At 70.7% G+C, this 14,464-nt stretch carries 7 protein-coding genes; all 7 read left to right on the top strand.

Annotation, left to right across the window (positions count from 1 at the left end):
- Window positions 1-114: 114 nt before the first annotated feature.
- The 7 genes from FHX81_RS34465 (at window position 115) to FHX81_RS34435 (ending at window position 14,407) form a co-directional block, all read left to right on the top strand.
- Window positions 115-4,023: an AfsR/SARP family transcriptional regulator gene (locus FHX81_RS34465; RefSeq protein WP_141982691.1), complete on the top strand. Its 3,909-nt coding sequence runs from the start codon at window positions 115-117 to the stop codon at window positions 4,021-4,023.
- A 378-nt stretch (window positions 4,024-4,401) separates the two neighbouring features.
- On the top strand, window positions 4,402-6,036 hold the full coding sequence (locus tag FHX81_RS34460) for a protein kinase domain-containing protein (protein ID WP_141982690.1): 1,635 nt from the start codon (window positions 4,402-4,404) through the stop codon (window positions 6,034-6,036).
- Window positions 6,029-7,846 carry an SPFH domain-containing protein gene (locus FHX81_RS34455; RefSeq protein ID WP_141982689.1) on the top strand — a complete coding sequence of 606 codons (1,818 nt, stop codon included), beginning with the start codon at window positions 6,029-6,031 and terminating at the stop codon, window positions 7,844-7,846. The genes FHX81_RS34460 and FHX81_RS34455 overlap by 8 nt, the downstream gene beginning before the upstream one ends.
- Entirely contained in the window at window positions 7,830-9,356 is a 1,527-nt protein-coding gene (locus FHX81_RS34450; RefSeq protein WP_141982688.1) for an Hsp70 family protein, read from the top strand. The genes FHX81_RS34455 and FHX81_RS34450 overlap by 17 nt, the downstream gene beginning before the upstream one ends.
- 1 nt (window position 9,357) lies before the next feature.
- Complete coding sequence (locus FHX81_RS34445; protein ID WP_141982687.1) at window positions 9,358-11,907, top strand: SaeA-related protein; 2,550 nt, start codon at window positions 9,358-9,360, stop codon at window positions 11,905-11,907.
- A 179-nt stretch (window positions 11,908-12,086) separates the two neighbouring features.
- Window positions 12,087-12,920: a hypothetical protein gene (locus FHX81_RS34440; RefSeq protein ID WP_141982686.1), complete on the top strand. Its 834-nt coding sequence runs from the start codon at window positions 12,087-12,089 to the stop codon at window positions 12,918-12,920.
- A 92-nt stretch (window positions 12,921-13,012) separates the two neighbouring features.
- Complete coding sequence (locus FHX81_RS34435; protein WP_141982685.1) at window positions 13,013-14,407, top strand: TRAFAC clade GTPase domain-containing protein; 1,395 nt, start codon at window positions 13,013-13,015, stop codon at window positions 14,405-14,407.
- The last annotated feature ends 57 nt before the right edge of the window (window positions 14,408-14,464 follow it).

Here is a 14,464-nt window from a genome sequence, read left to right as displayed (position 1 = left end):
CTCTAGCGGAACCTCCGACGCCGGATTTCCCACGTCACGAGGAGGAAGCGGGCAGTGAGCCGTACACCGGACGACCTCGGACGGCCAGGCGAGCACGAAGGCGACAGTCGCCACATGGACGTCGGCGGGAGCACCGACGGGCCGGTGGTCGCGGGCGACTACAACCTGGTGATCAACGCACGCGACGGGTCCTCCGTCACGGTCGGCGTGGTTGAGCGGGAACGACCCGAGCCAGTGCGTCAGAATCGGATCCCGACGCTTCCCCGGCGCACGCGCGAGCCGCCGATCGACCGCCCGTCACCTTCCGCACGGGTCGGGACTTCCAGTAGGGCGCGGGTGGAGATCCGACTGTTGGACGGTGTCGGGATTCGCAGTGACCACGGCGATCACAAGCTGCAAACAAGAACGCAGGAGTGCATGCTGGCTGTGTTGGCCCTGTCCCTGGGCAAACCGGTCAGCGCCGGGATGCTGATCGACTGCCTGTGGTCGCCGGACAACCCGGAACGCAAGCAGGCCAAGAATCCCGAGTCCACCATCCGGACCTATGCCAAGCGCATCCGGAGTGCCCTCATCCGCGCGGGCGGCAGTGGCTCTTGGCTGGACAGCGGCTCACGTCCCGGGTTCTTCACGCTCACCATCGATCCGATGCTGGTGGATTATCACCGGTTCGTCTCCTTGGCCGACGCTGCTCACCAGGCCTGTGACCTCGACAGGTTCGAGGAAGCATTCGACCTGTGGCGGGGTGCCCCGCTGGCCGGGCTTGGCGGCGATTGGGCCGACCGCCGCCGCGAGGACATGGTCATTCGGCACCGAACGGTCAAAGAGCACCACCTGCAAGCCTTGCTGGACAACGGCCACGCCGACCGGGTGCTGCGGGAGTTGCACGTCCTGGTGGAGCGCCACCCGACCGACGAGTTCCTACTACTCGGCGTCCGCGCCCTTGCCGCACTCGGGCGCCACACCGATGTTCCCGCCTGGATCGACCGCCTTACCGGCCTGATGCGGCAGGTCTACGGTGCCGTGCCCTCCGTTGGCACATTTGATCAAATCCGCCACACGACCACCGGAACCCGCCGGCTCTCATCACCCGCGCCCACCCTGCCACCAGCGCCCACCAGCCTGCTGCTCGAGGTCACCGGCCACCAGTCCATGCCCAACCTCGTCCACGGCAATCTCACGGCCGCGGTCCAGGGCCACACCATCACCCCTGGGTCGGCGGGCTCCGCTGCGGTGTCGGTGGAGAACGCCGTCCGGGAGCACCGGCAGGTGACTGACCGGGTCTTGAGCGAGGGGTTCACCGGGCGGGAGTGGGTGCTCGCGGAGATCGATAGACGTCTGGCCGAGATGCCCGGCGGGTACGTCTGGGTCGAAGGAGACGCCGGAGTGGGGAAGACGGCGTTGGCCGCGTTCCTGGTGCTGGAGCGGGGGTGGGTGGGGCACTTCGCCGGGGTGAGCAGGGGCACGACGGTGCGGGTCGGGTTGCAGAACTTGATCGGCCAGCTGGTGCGGCGGTGGTCACTGACGGACATCGCGCCGAGCGCGATGGTGCCGGAGTGGGCGTTCACCGCGGAGGGGTTCGAGGTGGTGCTCCACGCGGCGGCCCAGCGGGCGCGGGTCGCGGGGAGCCCACTGGTCCTGGTCGTTGATGGGGCGGACGAGGCGGAGATCGACGGGCAGCCGTGGGGGCTGCCGTTCGTGCTGCCGGACGGGGTGTTCGTGGTGGGCACCTATCGCACCGGCCACCCGCCGCCGCGCACCGGCGGCAACCAGGCCGTGGTGCGGCTGGCGGCCGATGATCCGCGTAACCGCCTCGACGTCGAGGCGCACCTGCGTGCCGTGCTGCCGCCGGAGCTTGCCGACGAGGAGGTCATCACCGCGCTGTCGAACCGGTGCCAGGGCGTTTGGGTGTACTTGCGCTACGCCGTCGAGGAACTGCGGAACGGGGTTCGCGACGTGCGAGACCTCGCCACTCTGCCCTCGGGCCTGTCCCGCTACTACACCGACACCGTGGACCGCTGGAGCCGGAGCCCGGACTGGGACGTGGGGCTGCTGCGGCTCTTGGGCGTCGTCGCCGTGATCGGAGAGCCGCTCGACGCCGCCGACCTCGCGTTGGCGGCCGACGTCGACGAGGCCGCGGTCCGGCGTTGGTGCCACGGCACCCTTCGGCCGTTCCTCGCCGTGGAGCGCGCGGGGCCGACGGCTCGCAGGTTCGCCGTTCACCACACCAGCCTGCGGGAGTTCCTGAACGGCCGTCCCTTGGGGGACTTCGGGTCCGAGGAGGACTGGTACTGGAGCGAGACCCTGGCCGCGGCGGCGGCGGCGGCACGTCACCGGATCGTCGACCACCACCTCGCCAGGTTCGGCGGACTCGACGCCGGGTTGCCGCGGCTGGCCGCCGACTTCGACCTGCTGACCGCGGGGTCGGGGTACGCGGTGCGACACTTGGCGGGGCACCTGCTCGACGCCGGGCGGATCGAGGACCTCCGCCGGCTCCTCACCACCGAGGGCCGGACGGGCAACCTGTGGTTCGCCGCCCACGAGCACGCCGACGCCGTCGACGACTACCTCGCCGACATCTCCACTCTGTGGGCGCACCTCGCTCACCGAACCGATGGGGCGCTGGCCGCGGGCAGACCCGCGCCGACGCTGGTGGACGAGGCACGGTGCGCGCTCGCGACCTCCTCGATCACCAGCCTCACCGCGAACATCCCGGCCGACCTGGTGGTCGCCTTGGTGAAGGCCGGGATGTGGACGCCGCAGCGGGCGCTCGCGCACGCCCGCAGGCTGCACGCCCCGCCTGCCAGGGCGCTGTTGCTCGCCGCGCTGGTCCCGCTCCTACCGGATCACCTCCGTCCTCCGGCGGTGGCGTGGGCGCTGGCCGCTGCCCGTGATCCCGTCACCCACATCACCGGGGACGTGCTGACGCGGATCGCACCGCACCTGACGGACGTGGCCGACGCGGTGTCGATCGCGTCCCAGGTAAGGCACGGCGGGTGGCGTGCCGCGGCACAGGCGGCGATCGCGCGAAGCCTGGACGGGCAACCCAAGCGGAACCTGCTCCGGGACGCGCTGAACTCGGCGATGTCCGTTGCCGGCGAGCACGATCGCGCGGAGGCCGTCCGGCGGATCCTGCCGGATCTGCCCGATGACCTGGTCGATGAAGCGGTGTCCGCCGCAGCCGGAACCGCCCCGCCGCGCGAGGCGCCGCAGCCGCGGATCGGTGCGCTGCTGAAGAGCACCACCGCGGACAGCGAACTCGCCCGGGTCGACGAGATCGTCGCCCTCATCCCGACAAGTTCCGACGACGATCTCGCCGAGGTGCTGGCCGCCGCGGCGGGGATCTCCGACCTCGACGCCCGGGCCGTCCTGCTGACGGCGGTCGCGGCCCGGCTGCCCGTCGGCGAACGGCCACCGGTGCTCGCCGCCGCGCTGACCGCGGCGCGCACCATCACCACCGCCCCCGCCGACCCCGACGACGCCTTCGCAGCGGCCAACCACCGGACCCGTGCCGGCGTGCTGGCCGGATACGCGGTGCCCGACGAGCGCACCACCGCCGTGGGACACAGGCCTGCCCCGCCGCTCGTCCGCACGCTGCCCGAGATCCTGGCGATGGACGATCCGTTCCGCAGAGCTCGCGCGTTGGCTTCGGCCGCACCGAGCTTGACCGCCGCCGAGGTGGGTGTAGCGCTGTCCGCCGCGGAACTCCTCCCCGAGGAAGCCCGGACGCGGGCGCTTACCGGCCTGGTGCCCGTCCTCAACTCCGCCTCTTACCTCGCACGGGCCGTGGCGGCGGCACCGAGCCGGGACCGCGGGCTGCTGGTCGCGGTGGTCACTCGCGCCGTGACGGTCCTGCAGGGCCCGGACTTGGTCGTCGTGCTTCGCCGTACGACGCGGTCGGTAAGTCGGACGACTTGCCTCGCGCTCCTGGACCTGGCCGCCCCGAGGCTGGCGGAACTCGCCGGTCCCGGGTTTCACGACAGCCTGGCCGCAGCGGTCGACGACGCGCGGCGCTGGTGGCCGTGAGAGAAGCGAGCCGGCCTCAGGAATACCTCGTAGATGTCGTCGCGGATTCCCATCGGACCCGCGGGCGGCGGAATCGGCACTGAAGAAGTCAACCCAGGTGGTCGGCGGCCTTATTCCAAGATCAGTCTTTCCGGATCCGAATTCCGCAAATTTACGGCCAAGGTCGGCCGGTTCCCCCGCCATGACACCGTACTGGACATCCGATCATGAAAGTTTGGCTCCGGGGAACGCAACGAAGCGACTGTCGTAGGGCAAAAGCGTGATAGCCGGACAATTTTGTTGTGAACCGGTCTAGAATCGTCTTTGCGACGCACGGCGGACAAGCGGGGTCCGCGCGTGGCACGCGTCGGGGGACGTTCGTGTGCCGGAAGGTGACGAATGGTCATTGCGCAGGTCGAGGTATTGAGACCCGGTGATCCGAGACGCCTGGGGCCCTACCGGGTTCTGGGCAGGCTGGGATCAGGCGGGATGGGAACGGTGTACCTGGCGGAGTCGTCCGGGGAACAGGTGGCCGTGAAGGTGATCCACTCGTCGCACGCGGCGGATCCCGTGTACCGCAAGCGGTTCACCCAGGAGATCGCGGCGGCGCAGGCGGTGCACTCGGAGTACACCGCCACGGTGGTCGACGCGCAAGCGGTGGGCGACCCGCTCTACGTGGCCACGGAGGTGGTTCAGGGACAGGCGCTGGACCGTTTGGCGGTGCCCGGAAGGGGTCTGCCCGCCGAGCGCGTCGTCTCGCTCGCCCGCGACACCGCGCGGGCGCTGCGTGACATCCACCGGGAAGGGTTGATCCACCGGGATCTCAAGCCCTCCAACGTGATGGTCGGTCCGACCCGCGCCGTGCTGATCGATTTCGGCATCGCGACCACCGTCGCCGACATCGGTCGCCTGACGAGCACCGGGAAGGTGATGGGAACCCTGCCCTACCAGGCTCCGGAACTCGTCAAGGGAGGCAGCACCGCGTCGGTGAAGTCCGACATCTTCGCGTGGGGCTGCGTGGTCTTCTACGCCGCGACCGGACGGGGGCCGTTCGGCGACGGCGCGGCGGGCGAGGTGATCCCGGCCATCCTCGGCGCGGATCCGGACCTGCGCGCGGTGCCGGGAGAGGTGCGCGAGATGGTCGGGCTGGCACTGTCCAAACGGGCACGGGATCGGCCGGACTCCGACGAGGTGGCCGCGGAACTGGAATCGGTGTCAGCGTCCGTGGTGGTCTGCGGCTCACCCCAGGACGCTTACGCGGTCCGGCTTCGGAAACTCCTGGTGGACAACGGCTTCACCGTGCGGATCTCGACCATTCCGGACACTCTCAACGGTGCGGGAGTGCTGCTGATCCTGGACACCGACCGGCCCTCCCCGGAGACCGTCGACATGAGACAGGCCGCGGAACGGCGCAGCATCCCCGTACGGCGGATCATCCTGGCCGGTCCGCGGCAGCCCGACGCCTTCCTCGACGCGCGTGCCAGTGCATTACCCGGTCCGGCCCATCTCGTGCAGCTACGCGCCCTAGTGCGCACGAAGCCGCAGACGCACGACGCCACCACTCCGGTAGACCGTACGGCGGCGCTCATCGCGGCGGTGCGGACCGCGTTGCGAGCAGGTGATCTCGTCACGGCCGACCGGCTGACCACCGACATGCTGCTGGCGGCAGCCGGGCGGTCGGAGGAGGGCTGGATGACCCGATCACACGTCAACCACGTCGGAACGGCTTTCCTGCGCGACCTCGCCCGGGTGTGGCAGGAAGAAACCAGCGGTAGGCACGGTTTCCACGCCCAGCGAGCGCTGCTGCCGGAGAGCTCGCGGAACAGGATGCACACCCTGGCCCTCACCTTCGGGTGGAGCAGTCAGGGCTTCGTACCGGACGACTACGAAACGTGGGCCGCCGACGGCGGGGACGTCCCTGGGTTCTTCCCGACGCTGCGCTCGCCGAACCGACCATCCGGCTGGTACGACAGCTGGGGCATGACGGTGACCGCGGTGCACGACCGGATCAGCGAGGAGCGGCGCAGTGGATGACGTCATCGGGTTCGTGGTGTCGGGGCTCTGGGTGCTGGCCGGGCTGGGTTTCCTCGTGCTGGTCGTGCAACAGGTCAAGAGGTCGGTCGTGAACGTTCCGCTGGGGCAGTTCGTCGTCGTGAACCGGAGGTACAGCTCGTTCCGGCACGCCGATTCGCTCGCCGAGGCGGTGGACCGGCAGAGCAAGTTGCTGCGCGGCGGTCGCATCTACTTCCGGCCACGCTGGCTCTACCGGGTGGTCTTCCATGACATGATCAGCATCCCGAGCGACTCGATCGGAATCGTGCACGCCAAGATGGGCGGCTCCCTCGAGCACGGACAGCCCATCGCACGGCACGTGCCGTGCGACGACTTCCAGGACTTCAAGACCTTCCTCGACAAAGACGGACAGCAGGGACCGCAGATCGAGGTCCTGAACAGCGGTGGCCAGTACGCCATCCACCCGACCGTCTTCGACGTGAAAATCGTGAAACGCACATACGTCCCCCTGCGGACCATCGGCGTCGTGGTGGCCAAGGTGGGCGAGATCATGCCGTACGGCCACACCCTCGCCCGGCACGTCGAGTGCAAGTACTTCCAGGACGGGGTGAAGTTCCTCGACGACGGTGGGCAGCAGGGACCGCAGCAGGCGCTGCTCCCCGGTGGGGGCAACTACGCCATCAACACCGACATGTTCAACGTGCTCACCGAGAACCACCTGGACCTGGAGATGGTCCCGCTGTCGCACCACTACCTGGAGCCGGAGGACCTGCGACTGGTATCGGTGGAGAGCGAGGAGACCGGTGTCGTCATCGTCACCGAAGGGGCGCACCCGGTCGACGCCGCCGAGCCCGCGCCGAAGATCGAGGGCCACGAGAGCTTCCAGTTCCCCTGGATCTTCCTGGACAACGGCGGGCAGTTCGGTCCGCAGTCGGAGGTGCTCCCCGGCGGCTCCACCTACGCCATCAACCCGTTCTTCGCCCGCGTGGTGCGGATCCCCTCACGGGAACTGATCCTCTCCTGGGGACGCAAGGACGTCAGCGCCGACCGCTATGACTCCGAGCTGGACCTGATCGAGGTGACCCTGGACGGGTTCCACGTGTCGGTCGAGCTGACCCAGACCTTCGTCATCCCACCGGAGACCGCGCCGCACCTGGTCAAGCGGTTCGGCGAGGACGACGAGGAGCACGGCACCGCAGGCGTGCGCAAGTCGGCCGCAGTGCAGCGGCTGGTCACCCGCCTGCTCGGTGTGGTGGTCAAGGGCTACTTCAACGAGGTGTCCAACAGCCACCTCATCGAGGAGTTCATCAGCGATCAGAACCAGGTCCGCGCCGAGCTGAAGACACTCGTCGAACAGGCGCTGCGGGAGCAGAACGTCTCCCCCAAGCTGACCACCATCGGTGCGATCAAGTTCCAGTCCGACGAGATGAACGAGGAGTTCCGGCACATCGCGAAGCTGCGGCAGCAGAGCAGGCAGCTCGGCCAGCAGTTGATCAACGCGGCGGTGGAGACGGACCTGCGGAGGGAGAGCATCAAGCAGGAGAAGCTGAAGCGGTCGGCGGAGCTCGAGGAGGACGTCCGCATCCTGGGCCGTGACCAGGTCGCGGCGGAGCGGATGGCCCGGATCGACGCGAGTCGCCAAGTCCCCCAGGTCCTCGTCACGTCGAACGACCCCGGGGTCCTCGACCTCCCCAGGCGGGTCCGTGGCGTCTCGCGGCGTGACGGCCAGCTTCCCGTGTGGGTGCTGGACACCGAGGACGTGCGGCCGCAGCCGGCGCAGATCACCGAGGCCTACGACCGGGAAGAGGACGAGCATGACGACCCGCGCTGACCGTCCCCGCCTGGGAATCGACCTCGGCACGACCGCCACGTGCGTCTGCGTGGTGGACAACACCGGGGAGGCCAGGGTGCTGACCAACCGGGAGGGCCGCACAACCACCCCGTCGGCGGTCTACCTCGACGCGGACGGCACCGCGGCGGTGGGTGAGTTCGCGCTCGACCAGCGCGCTCAAGAGCCGGGACGGGTGATCACCGAGATCAAGCGCGAGATCGGCGGCGACTACACCGTCGCGGTCCCCGGCGGGCACCTGCGGCCCGAACAGATCTCGGCCCTCATCCTGCGGCAGGCCGTCGAGGACGCGCTCGAGACGCTCGGCACCGAAGTTCCCGCCGACGGCCCGCTCGCCAGCGCCGTCGTCACGGTCCCCGCCTACTTCGGGACGGCGGAGCGGGCGCGCACCCGCGAGGCGGCCCGCATCGCCGGGCTGGACGTGATCGACCTGGTCAACGAACCGACCGCGGCGGCGCTGGCCAGCGGCCTGCGCGGCACGCCCGCCGGTCGGGCGGTCCTCGTCTACGACCTCGGCGGCGGTACCTTCGACGTCACCGTCGTGCTCATGTTCCCCGACGAGGTCCGTGTCGTGGCGACCGGCGGGGACGCCCGTCTCGGCGGCGCCGACTGGGACCGGGTACTGGTCGACCTCGTCCTCGACCAGCTGGGTGACGTCTCCGACGAGGAGGATCCCCGGACGTCGCCGCGACTGATGGCGGCTCTGCTCGGACAGGCGCAGTCGGTGAAGGTCGCGCTGTCGACCTCCACCGAGCAGATGCTGACCCTGCGGACCACGCAGGGCCGCGTGCACCGCATGGTGATCTCCCGCAGTGACTACGAGAAGGCCACCTCCGACCTGCTCGACCGCACCATCGACTTCACCGCCGACCTCATCGAGCAGGCCCGCGCCGCCGGGGTGACGACGATCGACGACGTCCTGCTGGTCGGTGGGATGTCCCGGACGCCCGCCGTGGCGAGAAGGCTCGACGAGGCGTTCCCTCGACTGCCCGCGCCCCGGCTCGCGGCCGACGCGGAATTGGTGGTCGCCAAGGGCGCCGCCCAGGTCGCTGCCGGCGAGTCGCGCAAGGTCGTGGACGTGACGTCGAAGGGGTACGGCGTGCTGATCACGCGCGACACCGCACACCCCTCGCTCGGCAGCGCGGTGCACTGGATCATCGCCCCGAACACCCCGCTGCCCACCAACGGACGACACACCTTGTGCACCGTGCGCGACAGGCAGACCACGATGCGGATTGCCGTGTACGAGTCCATGACGGATGTGCTGTCCGACGAAGAAGCCGACCACCTCCGGCTCGACGAGCGCACCATGGAAGGGCTGCCGCGGGACGGCAGGCGCGGCGACCCGGTCGAGCTCGACTTCTCACTCGGCGCCGACGGGGTGCTGCGGATCGACGCCCACGCGGCCAACGGCGCGCGGCTGGAGATCGAGACCCAGGTCCGCGGCCGCGACACCGACACCGTCGCGCCACTGCCCGGCCTGCGGCGGTGACATGACCGAGACCGACCTTCCCGGACTTCGCGAGGCCGAGGTCCGCGCCTACCTCGACGAGGTCATCACGCCGGTCGAGACTGGGTGGTCGCCCCACCGGAACCTGTTCCGGGTGTACCGGCTGCCCGCCGACTGCACCGCCGACGAGGTCGACTCGGCGCTGACCTCCATCCCGGCGCTGTGGGGCACGCCCGAACTGCGCGAGCACACCCGGGCCGTGGAACGGCTGCGGCGCGGGCACCCGATCGCCGCGCGGACGCTGGCAGATCCGCGCGAGCGCTCGGTGCACCGGACCGCCGTAGCAGCGGAACGCACCGCCCTCGCCAAGGTGGTCGACCAATTCCTGCGGTCCGCGCCAGGCATGCCCGCCGCCGCCGTCACGGCCCTCGTCCGGCAGTCCGCGGGCCGCTGGAGCCGCCCGGACGTGCTGGCCGCGCTCGAACAGCACCGGGCGGTCGAGCGCGAGCCCACGAGCCTCGACATCCCACCGGACACGCCCCAGTCTCGCCGGATCACCGACGCACTCGCCGACCTCGGCATCCCCAGCCTGTGGGAGTACCTGACGAGAAACCTGTCTTCCGGCGGCCGGGACGTCCACGCGGACGCACTTCGGCGCAGGCGCGCGCAGCTGCGGACCCGACGAGGAGCGGGTGTGGAGGCTGAGCTGACCGTGCTCAAGTTCGTCGAACAGGCGCTGGGAGAGCCCGAGGGACTGAGCCCGCTGCTGCGCCACGAGTTCCTCAGCGAGCTGTCGGTAGCCGTGCTGCTGGGCTACCAGGAGGTCAGCTTCCTCGCGGCAGCCGAACCGCAGCGCAGTGTCGCGAGCGGTCTCCCCCGCGACCCCGACACGCTCGCCTACGCCGTCTGGTGCCGACGCACGCACCGATCCGATTGGGAGTCCGACTACCGGCAAGCCGTCGCCGACGGCAGGCTGCACGCCGCGCTCGGGGTGTTGTCGAGCCGGCAGCTGACCGGGGACTGGGAGCGTGTCCGGGACGCGCTGGCCGCGACCGTGGACCGGTTGGCCGCCGATCTCACGGCTGCCCGCGAACTGGAGGACACCGCGCCGGAGGACGCGGCTGCCCGCTACCTGGCGGCGGGCCGGGAGCTGACCGACCCGGCGATCACGTCGGGCCTGCGCCGTTGTCCAGGCATGGCTCCCACCGAGGTGTCCGCGCGGGTGCACCACGACACCATCGTCATCGCGTGGCAGGAGTCGACATCGACCGCAGGCCGCCTGACCTATCGGGTCAGCCGAGGCGGAACGGTGATCGCCGACGACACCGACGCCTTGGCGCTGTCGGACGTGCCGCCTTTCGGTGTGCCGACGTCCTACACAGTGCAGACACTGCGGAACGGCGTTCCCGGTGGGCTGGCGCACAGCGGGGAGGTCGTGTTGGCACCCGAGGTGCTGGACCTGGCGGTCGAGTCGACGATGCTGTCGGTGCACGGCCGCTGGCGGTTGCCTCCAGGAGCGGTCGGGGTATCGGTGACCAGGATCGCGCCGTCGGGCGACACCGCGGAGATCACCACGTCCGACGGGACCGGGTTCGACGACACCACTGTGGTGCCCGGTGTGCAGTACCGATACCTCGTGCGCGCCCGCTATCCGGGCCGGGTCGGCGAACCCGCGGACAGCGCGGGCTTGACGGTTCACGGCGAGTGCCCGGGGGACCCGCGTCAGGTCGACGACCTGCGTGCCGACCTCTCGGGCGACACCGTGGTGCTGACCTGGACCAGGCAGAGCGGCACTCCGCTGGTGATCCGCGTCCCGTACGACGGGATCGCGCCCGCGCCACAGGTCCTCCGTGCCGCCGACGCGGTGGTCGCGGGCAGGGTGGTCGCGGTCAGCGACACGGGCCGGGCTTCGGTCCCCCTGGCGGACCTGGCGGGGCAGCGGGTGCTCGTGCCGGTCTCGGTGTCCGGCCCGCTCGCCGCCATCGGTCCGGCGACGCGGGCGACTCCCCCGCTGGAGCCGGTCAGCGGCCTGCACGCCAGGCGGTTCGGCCCGCAGGTGGTGCTGACGTGGCAGTGGCCCATGTGGGCCACCGACGCGCGGGTGGTCTGGCGGCTGGACGGGCCTCCCACCGGGCCGCTGGACCCACAGGCCACCGCGTTCGAGATCAGCAGGTCGGCGTACGCGGGCCGGGGCGCGCGGATCACCGCGACCCTGCCCGGCGAACACTGGTTCGGGGTCTCGGTCGTGGACTCCGGCCGGTTCGGGCCCATGGTCACGGTGTGCTCGACCCGGCTGCGCGAGGTGCGCTACAGCGTCCGGCGCGCGGCCTGGTGGCGACGGGGCGAACTGCTGGTCACCGTGCACGGTCCGGAACCCGCCCCCGACATCGCGGTCGTCGCCAAGTCCGGGTCGCGCCCACTGGCACCCGAGGACGGCGTCGAGGTCCTGCGGCTACCCGCCCTCGGCCCGGCCGAGCCCGTCCGTTTCCGGGTGCCGCGCCACCTGCGGCGGCCGGTGTTCCTGCGCGCGTTCTCCCTGGACGAGACCATCGCGCTCGCCCACCCCGCCCCCCACCTCCTGCTCGTGCCCTGACCCGGGAGGAGACCGCTGTGCATGCCCCGACCCGGCGCGTCCCTGTCTGCCCCTACTGCCACACCCGGACCCCGGCCAAGGCGTACCTGAGGCAGTGCGCCTCGCGCTGCGGCGAGACCGGGGTCGAATTCCCGGTGTCCGCCGCGCGCAAGGGCGAGTGCCCGCACGGGCGTGCTCCGATGGCCCGCCGGGTGTGCCCGGCCTGTGGGCAGGCCGTGCCGCGCGAGTACGTCGAGGGCCACCCGAAGGTGGTCGCCGTGGCCGGGGCGGCGGGATCCGGGAAGAGCACCTGGTTGGCGTCGCTCATCCGGTCGGTCGCGAAAGGACACTTGGACAATCGCTTCCCCGGCATGTCACTCGACGTGCTCGGTGAGAAGAGCAGGCTACGGCACGAGCGAGACCGTGTGCTGGTCTCCGAAACCGTCCTGCACCGCACCACCGGCCCCGAGCCGCTGCTGGTCAGTCTGCGCATCCGGCCGCGGGCACGGGCAGTGTTGATCGCGTTCTACGACAGCGCCGACGGAATCGCGGAGAGCCTGGCGCACGCTGACGGCCTCGTCCTGGCCGTCGAACCCGGGACCGCGCCCGGCGACGCGGGGATCGCCCGGCTCACCGACGCCGTGCACGCAGCGCGCGGTCTGCGCCCTGACCACCGGATCAGCCTGCCCCTGGCCGTGATACTGACCAAACTGGACACTGTGTGGGACATGGTCGACCCTGGGTCGCCGCTGCTGCGTCCCGTGCCCCGGACAGGCGGCTACGTCGTGTCCGACGGTGTGGACGTCCATCACGAGACCACCGCCTGGCTCGGCTGCTGGAACAAGGCGGACCTCATCCGCGGTGCCCATACCGCCTTCCGCCGCCACCGCTGCTTCGCCGTGACAGCGCTCGGCGACCGGGCGGACGGCAGGCGCGAACCGGTGCCCTACCGGGTGGAGGACCCGCTGCTGTGGCTGCTCGCCGAGTTCGGTGCGATACCGACCTTCCGGGGCGCGGAGAGGACCCCGTCGTGATCGCCCAACTCTTCCTCTACCTGATGCTGGCCGTGGTCGTGCTCATGGTCAGCGGGCCGGTCGTGACCGCTGCGGTCGCGCTCAGCCTGACGTTGGCGTTGGTCGCCGTCACCCGGGAAGCGCTCGACTGCCTCGCCGGTCGGGCGAGCACCGAGCACCTGGCGCTGGACACCTTGCCCGATCCCGCCGACCGGCGGTACCTGTCCGGCCCGGCCCTGCGCGATCACCGGCGTCTCGGCGTCGCCTGCTTCGTGGCGCTGCACCAGCGCATGTCGACCCAGCTCGACGAGAGCTTCGCGGGCAACGGGCTACGGCGGGTGCGCCCGATCCGCGAGTCCCAGGTCATCACGCGCTCGCCCGCCGTGCCGTTCCTCGCGACCGCCGCGCGCACCGGTTTCGCCATCGGCTACACCATCGCGCTCGTCCTGCTGGCCACCACCTGGTCGGTGCAGCTGGTGTTCCTCACCGCCGCGGTAGCGGGTTTCCGACTTCTCGCCCTCGCCTTGTGGCTGTTCGAGTCCTTCTCCCTGATGTTGCGGGGAATCACGACGGAGTGCCCCCGCTGCCATGCCCGCCTCGCCCGCCCAGTGTTCGTCTGCCCCTGCGGGCGCGAGCATCGCGCGCTCATCCCGGGCGCGCAGGGCGCGTTCTTCCGCACCTGCCGCTGCGACCGGAGACTGCCCACACTGCTGATCGCCGGCAAGAGCGGTCTCTCACCGCGTTGCGGCGGCTGCGACGCCTCCCTGCCCTCCGCGACGCAGATGATGCCCACGCGCCACGTCCCGGTGGTCGGCGGCACCGGCGCCGGCAAGTCGGTGTTCCTGCACACCGCGGTCGCCCGCATGCGATCCGATCACGACGCCGTCCCCGCGGACCCGTTCACCGACAGCAGGCTGGCCGAAACCGGCGCACTCCTCGCCGACGGCCGGTTCCCACCGCGCACGCCGGTGAGCCAACCGGTCTCGCACACCCTTCAGGTGCGCAACCGGCTCCTCCACCTGTACGACGCGGCAGGCGAGATCGTGCAGGACGCCGACCGCATCGCCGACTCGGCCTTCCTCGCCCTCAGCGACGGCGTGGTCCTCGTCGTCGACCCGCTCGCCCTCCCAGCCGTCCGCGCCCGCGCCGACCCTGACGTCCTCGCCGGCACGCGCTCATCCGGCATCGACCCCAAGACCGTGCTCGACCTGCTCACCGAGACCCTCACCGAGCACCACACCGCCACGCCTCGCCGTATCGCCGTCGTGGTGACAAAGGGCGACACCCTCCCCTGCTCCACCCACCCCTACGCCACTCAGCCCCCGGACCGCCCGGCCGCAGTCCGCGCGTGGCTCATCACCCACGGCCATGCCGATCTCGTCCACTCCGCGGAACACCACTTCCCCCACGTCCACTACTTCGTGGTCACCTACCTCACCGCCTCCCACGACCCCCACGACGACCCCGCCGCTCCCATCCACTGGCTGCTGACAGGAACCACCCCATGACCTCATCGACCGACCGTGGCCGCGCTGTGGCCCGCGTACTCCTGCTCCTGTCCGCCA

Source organism: Saccharothrix saharensis (genome assembly GCF_006716745.1).
Classification (GTDB): Bacteria; Actinomycetota; Actinomycetes; order Mycobacteriales; family Pseudonocardiaceae; genus Actinosynnema; species Actinosynnema saharense.
This window is presented reverse-complemented; position numbering and strand designations above follow the sequence as displayed.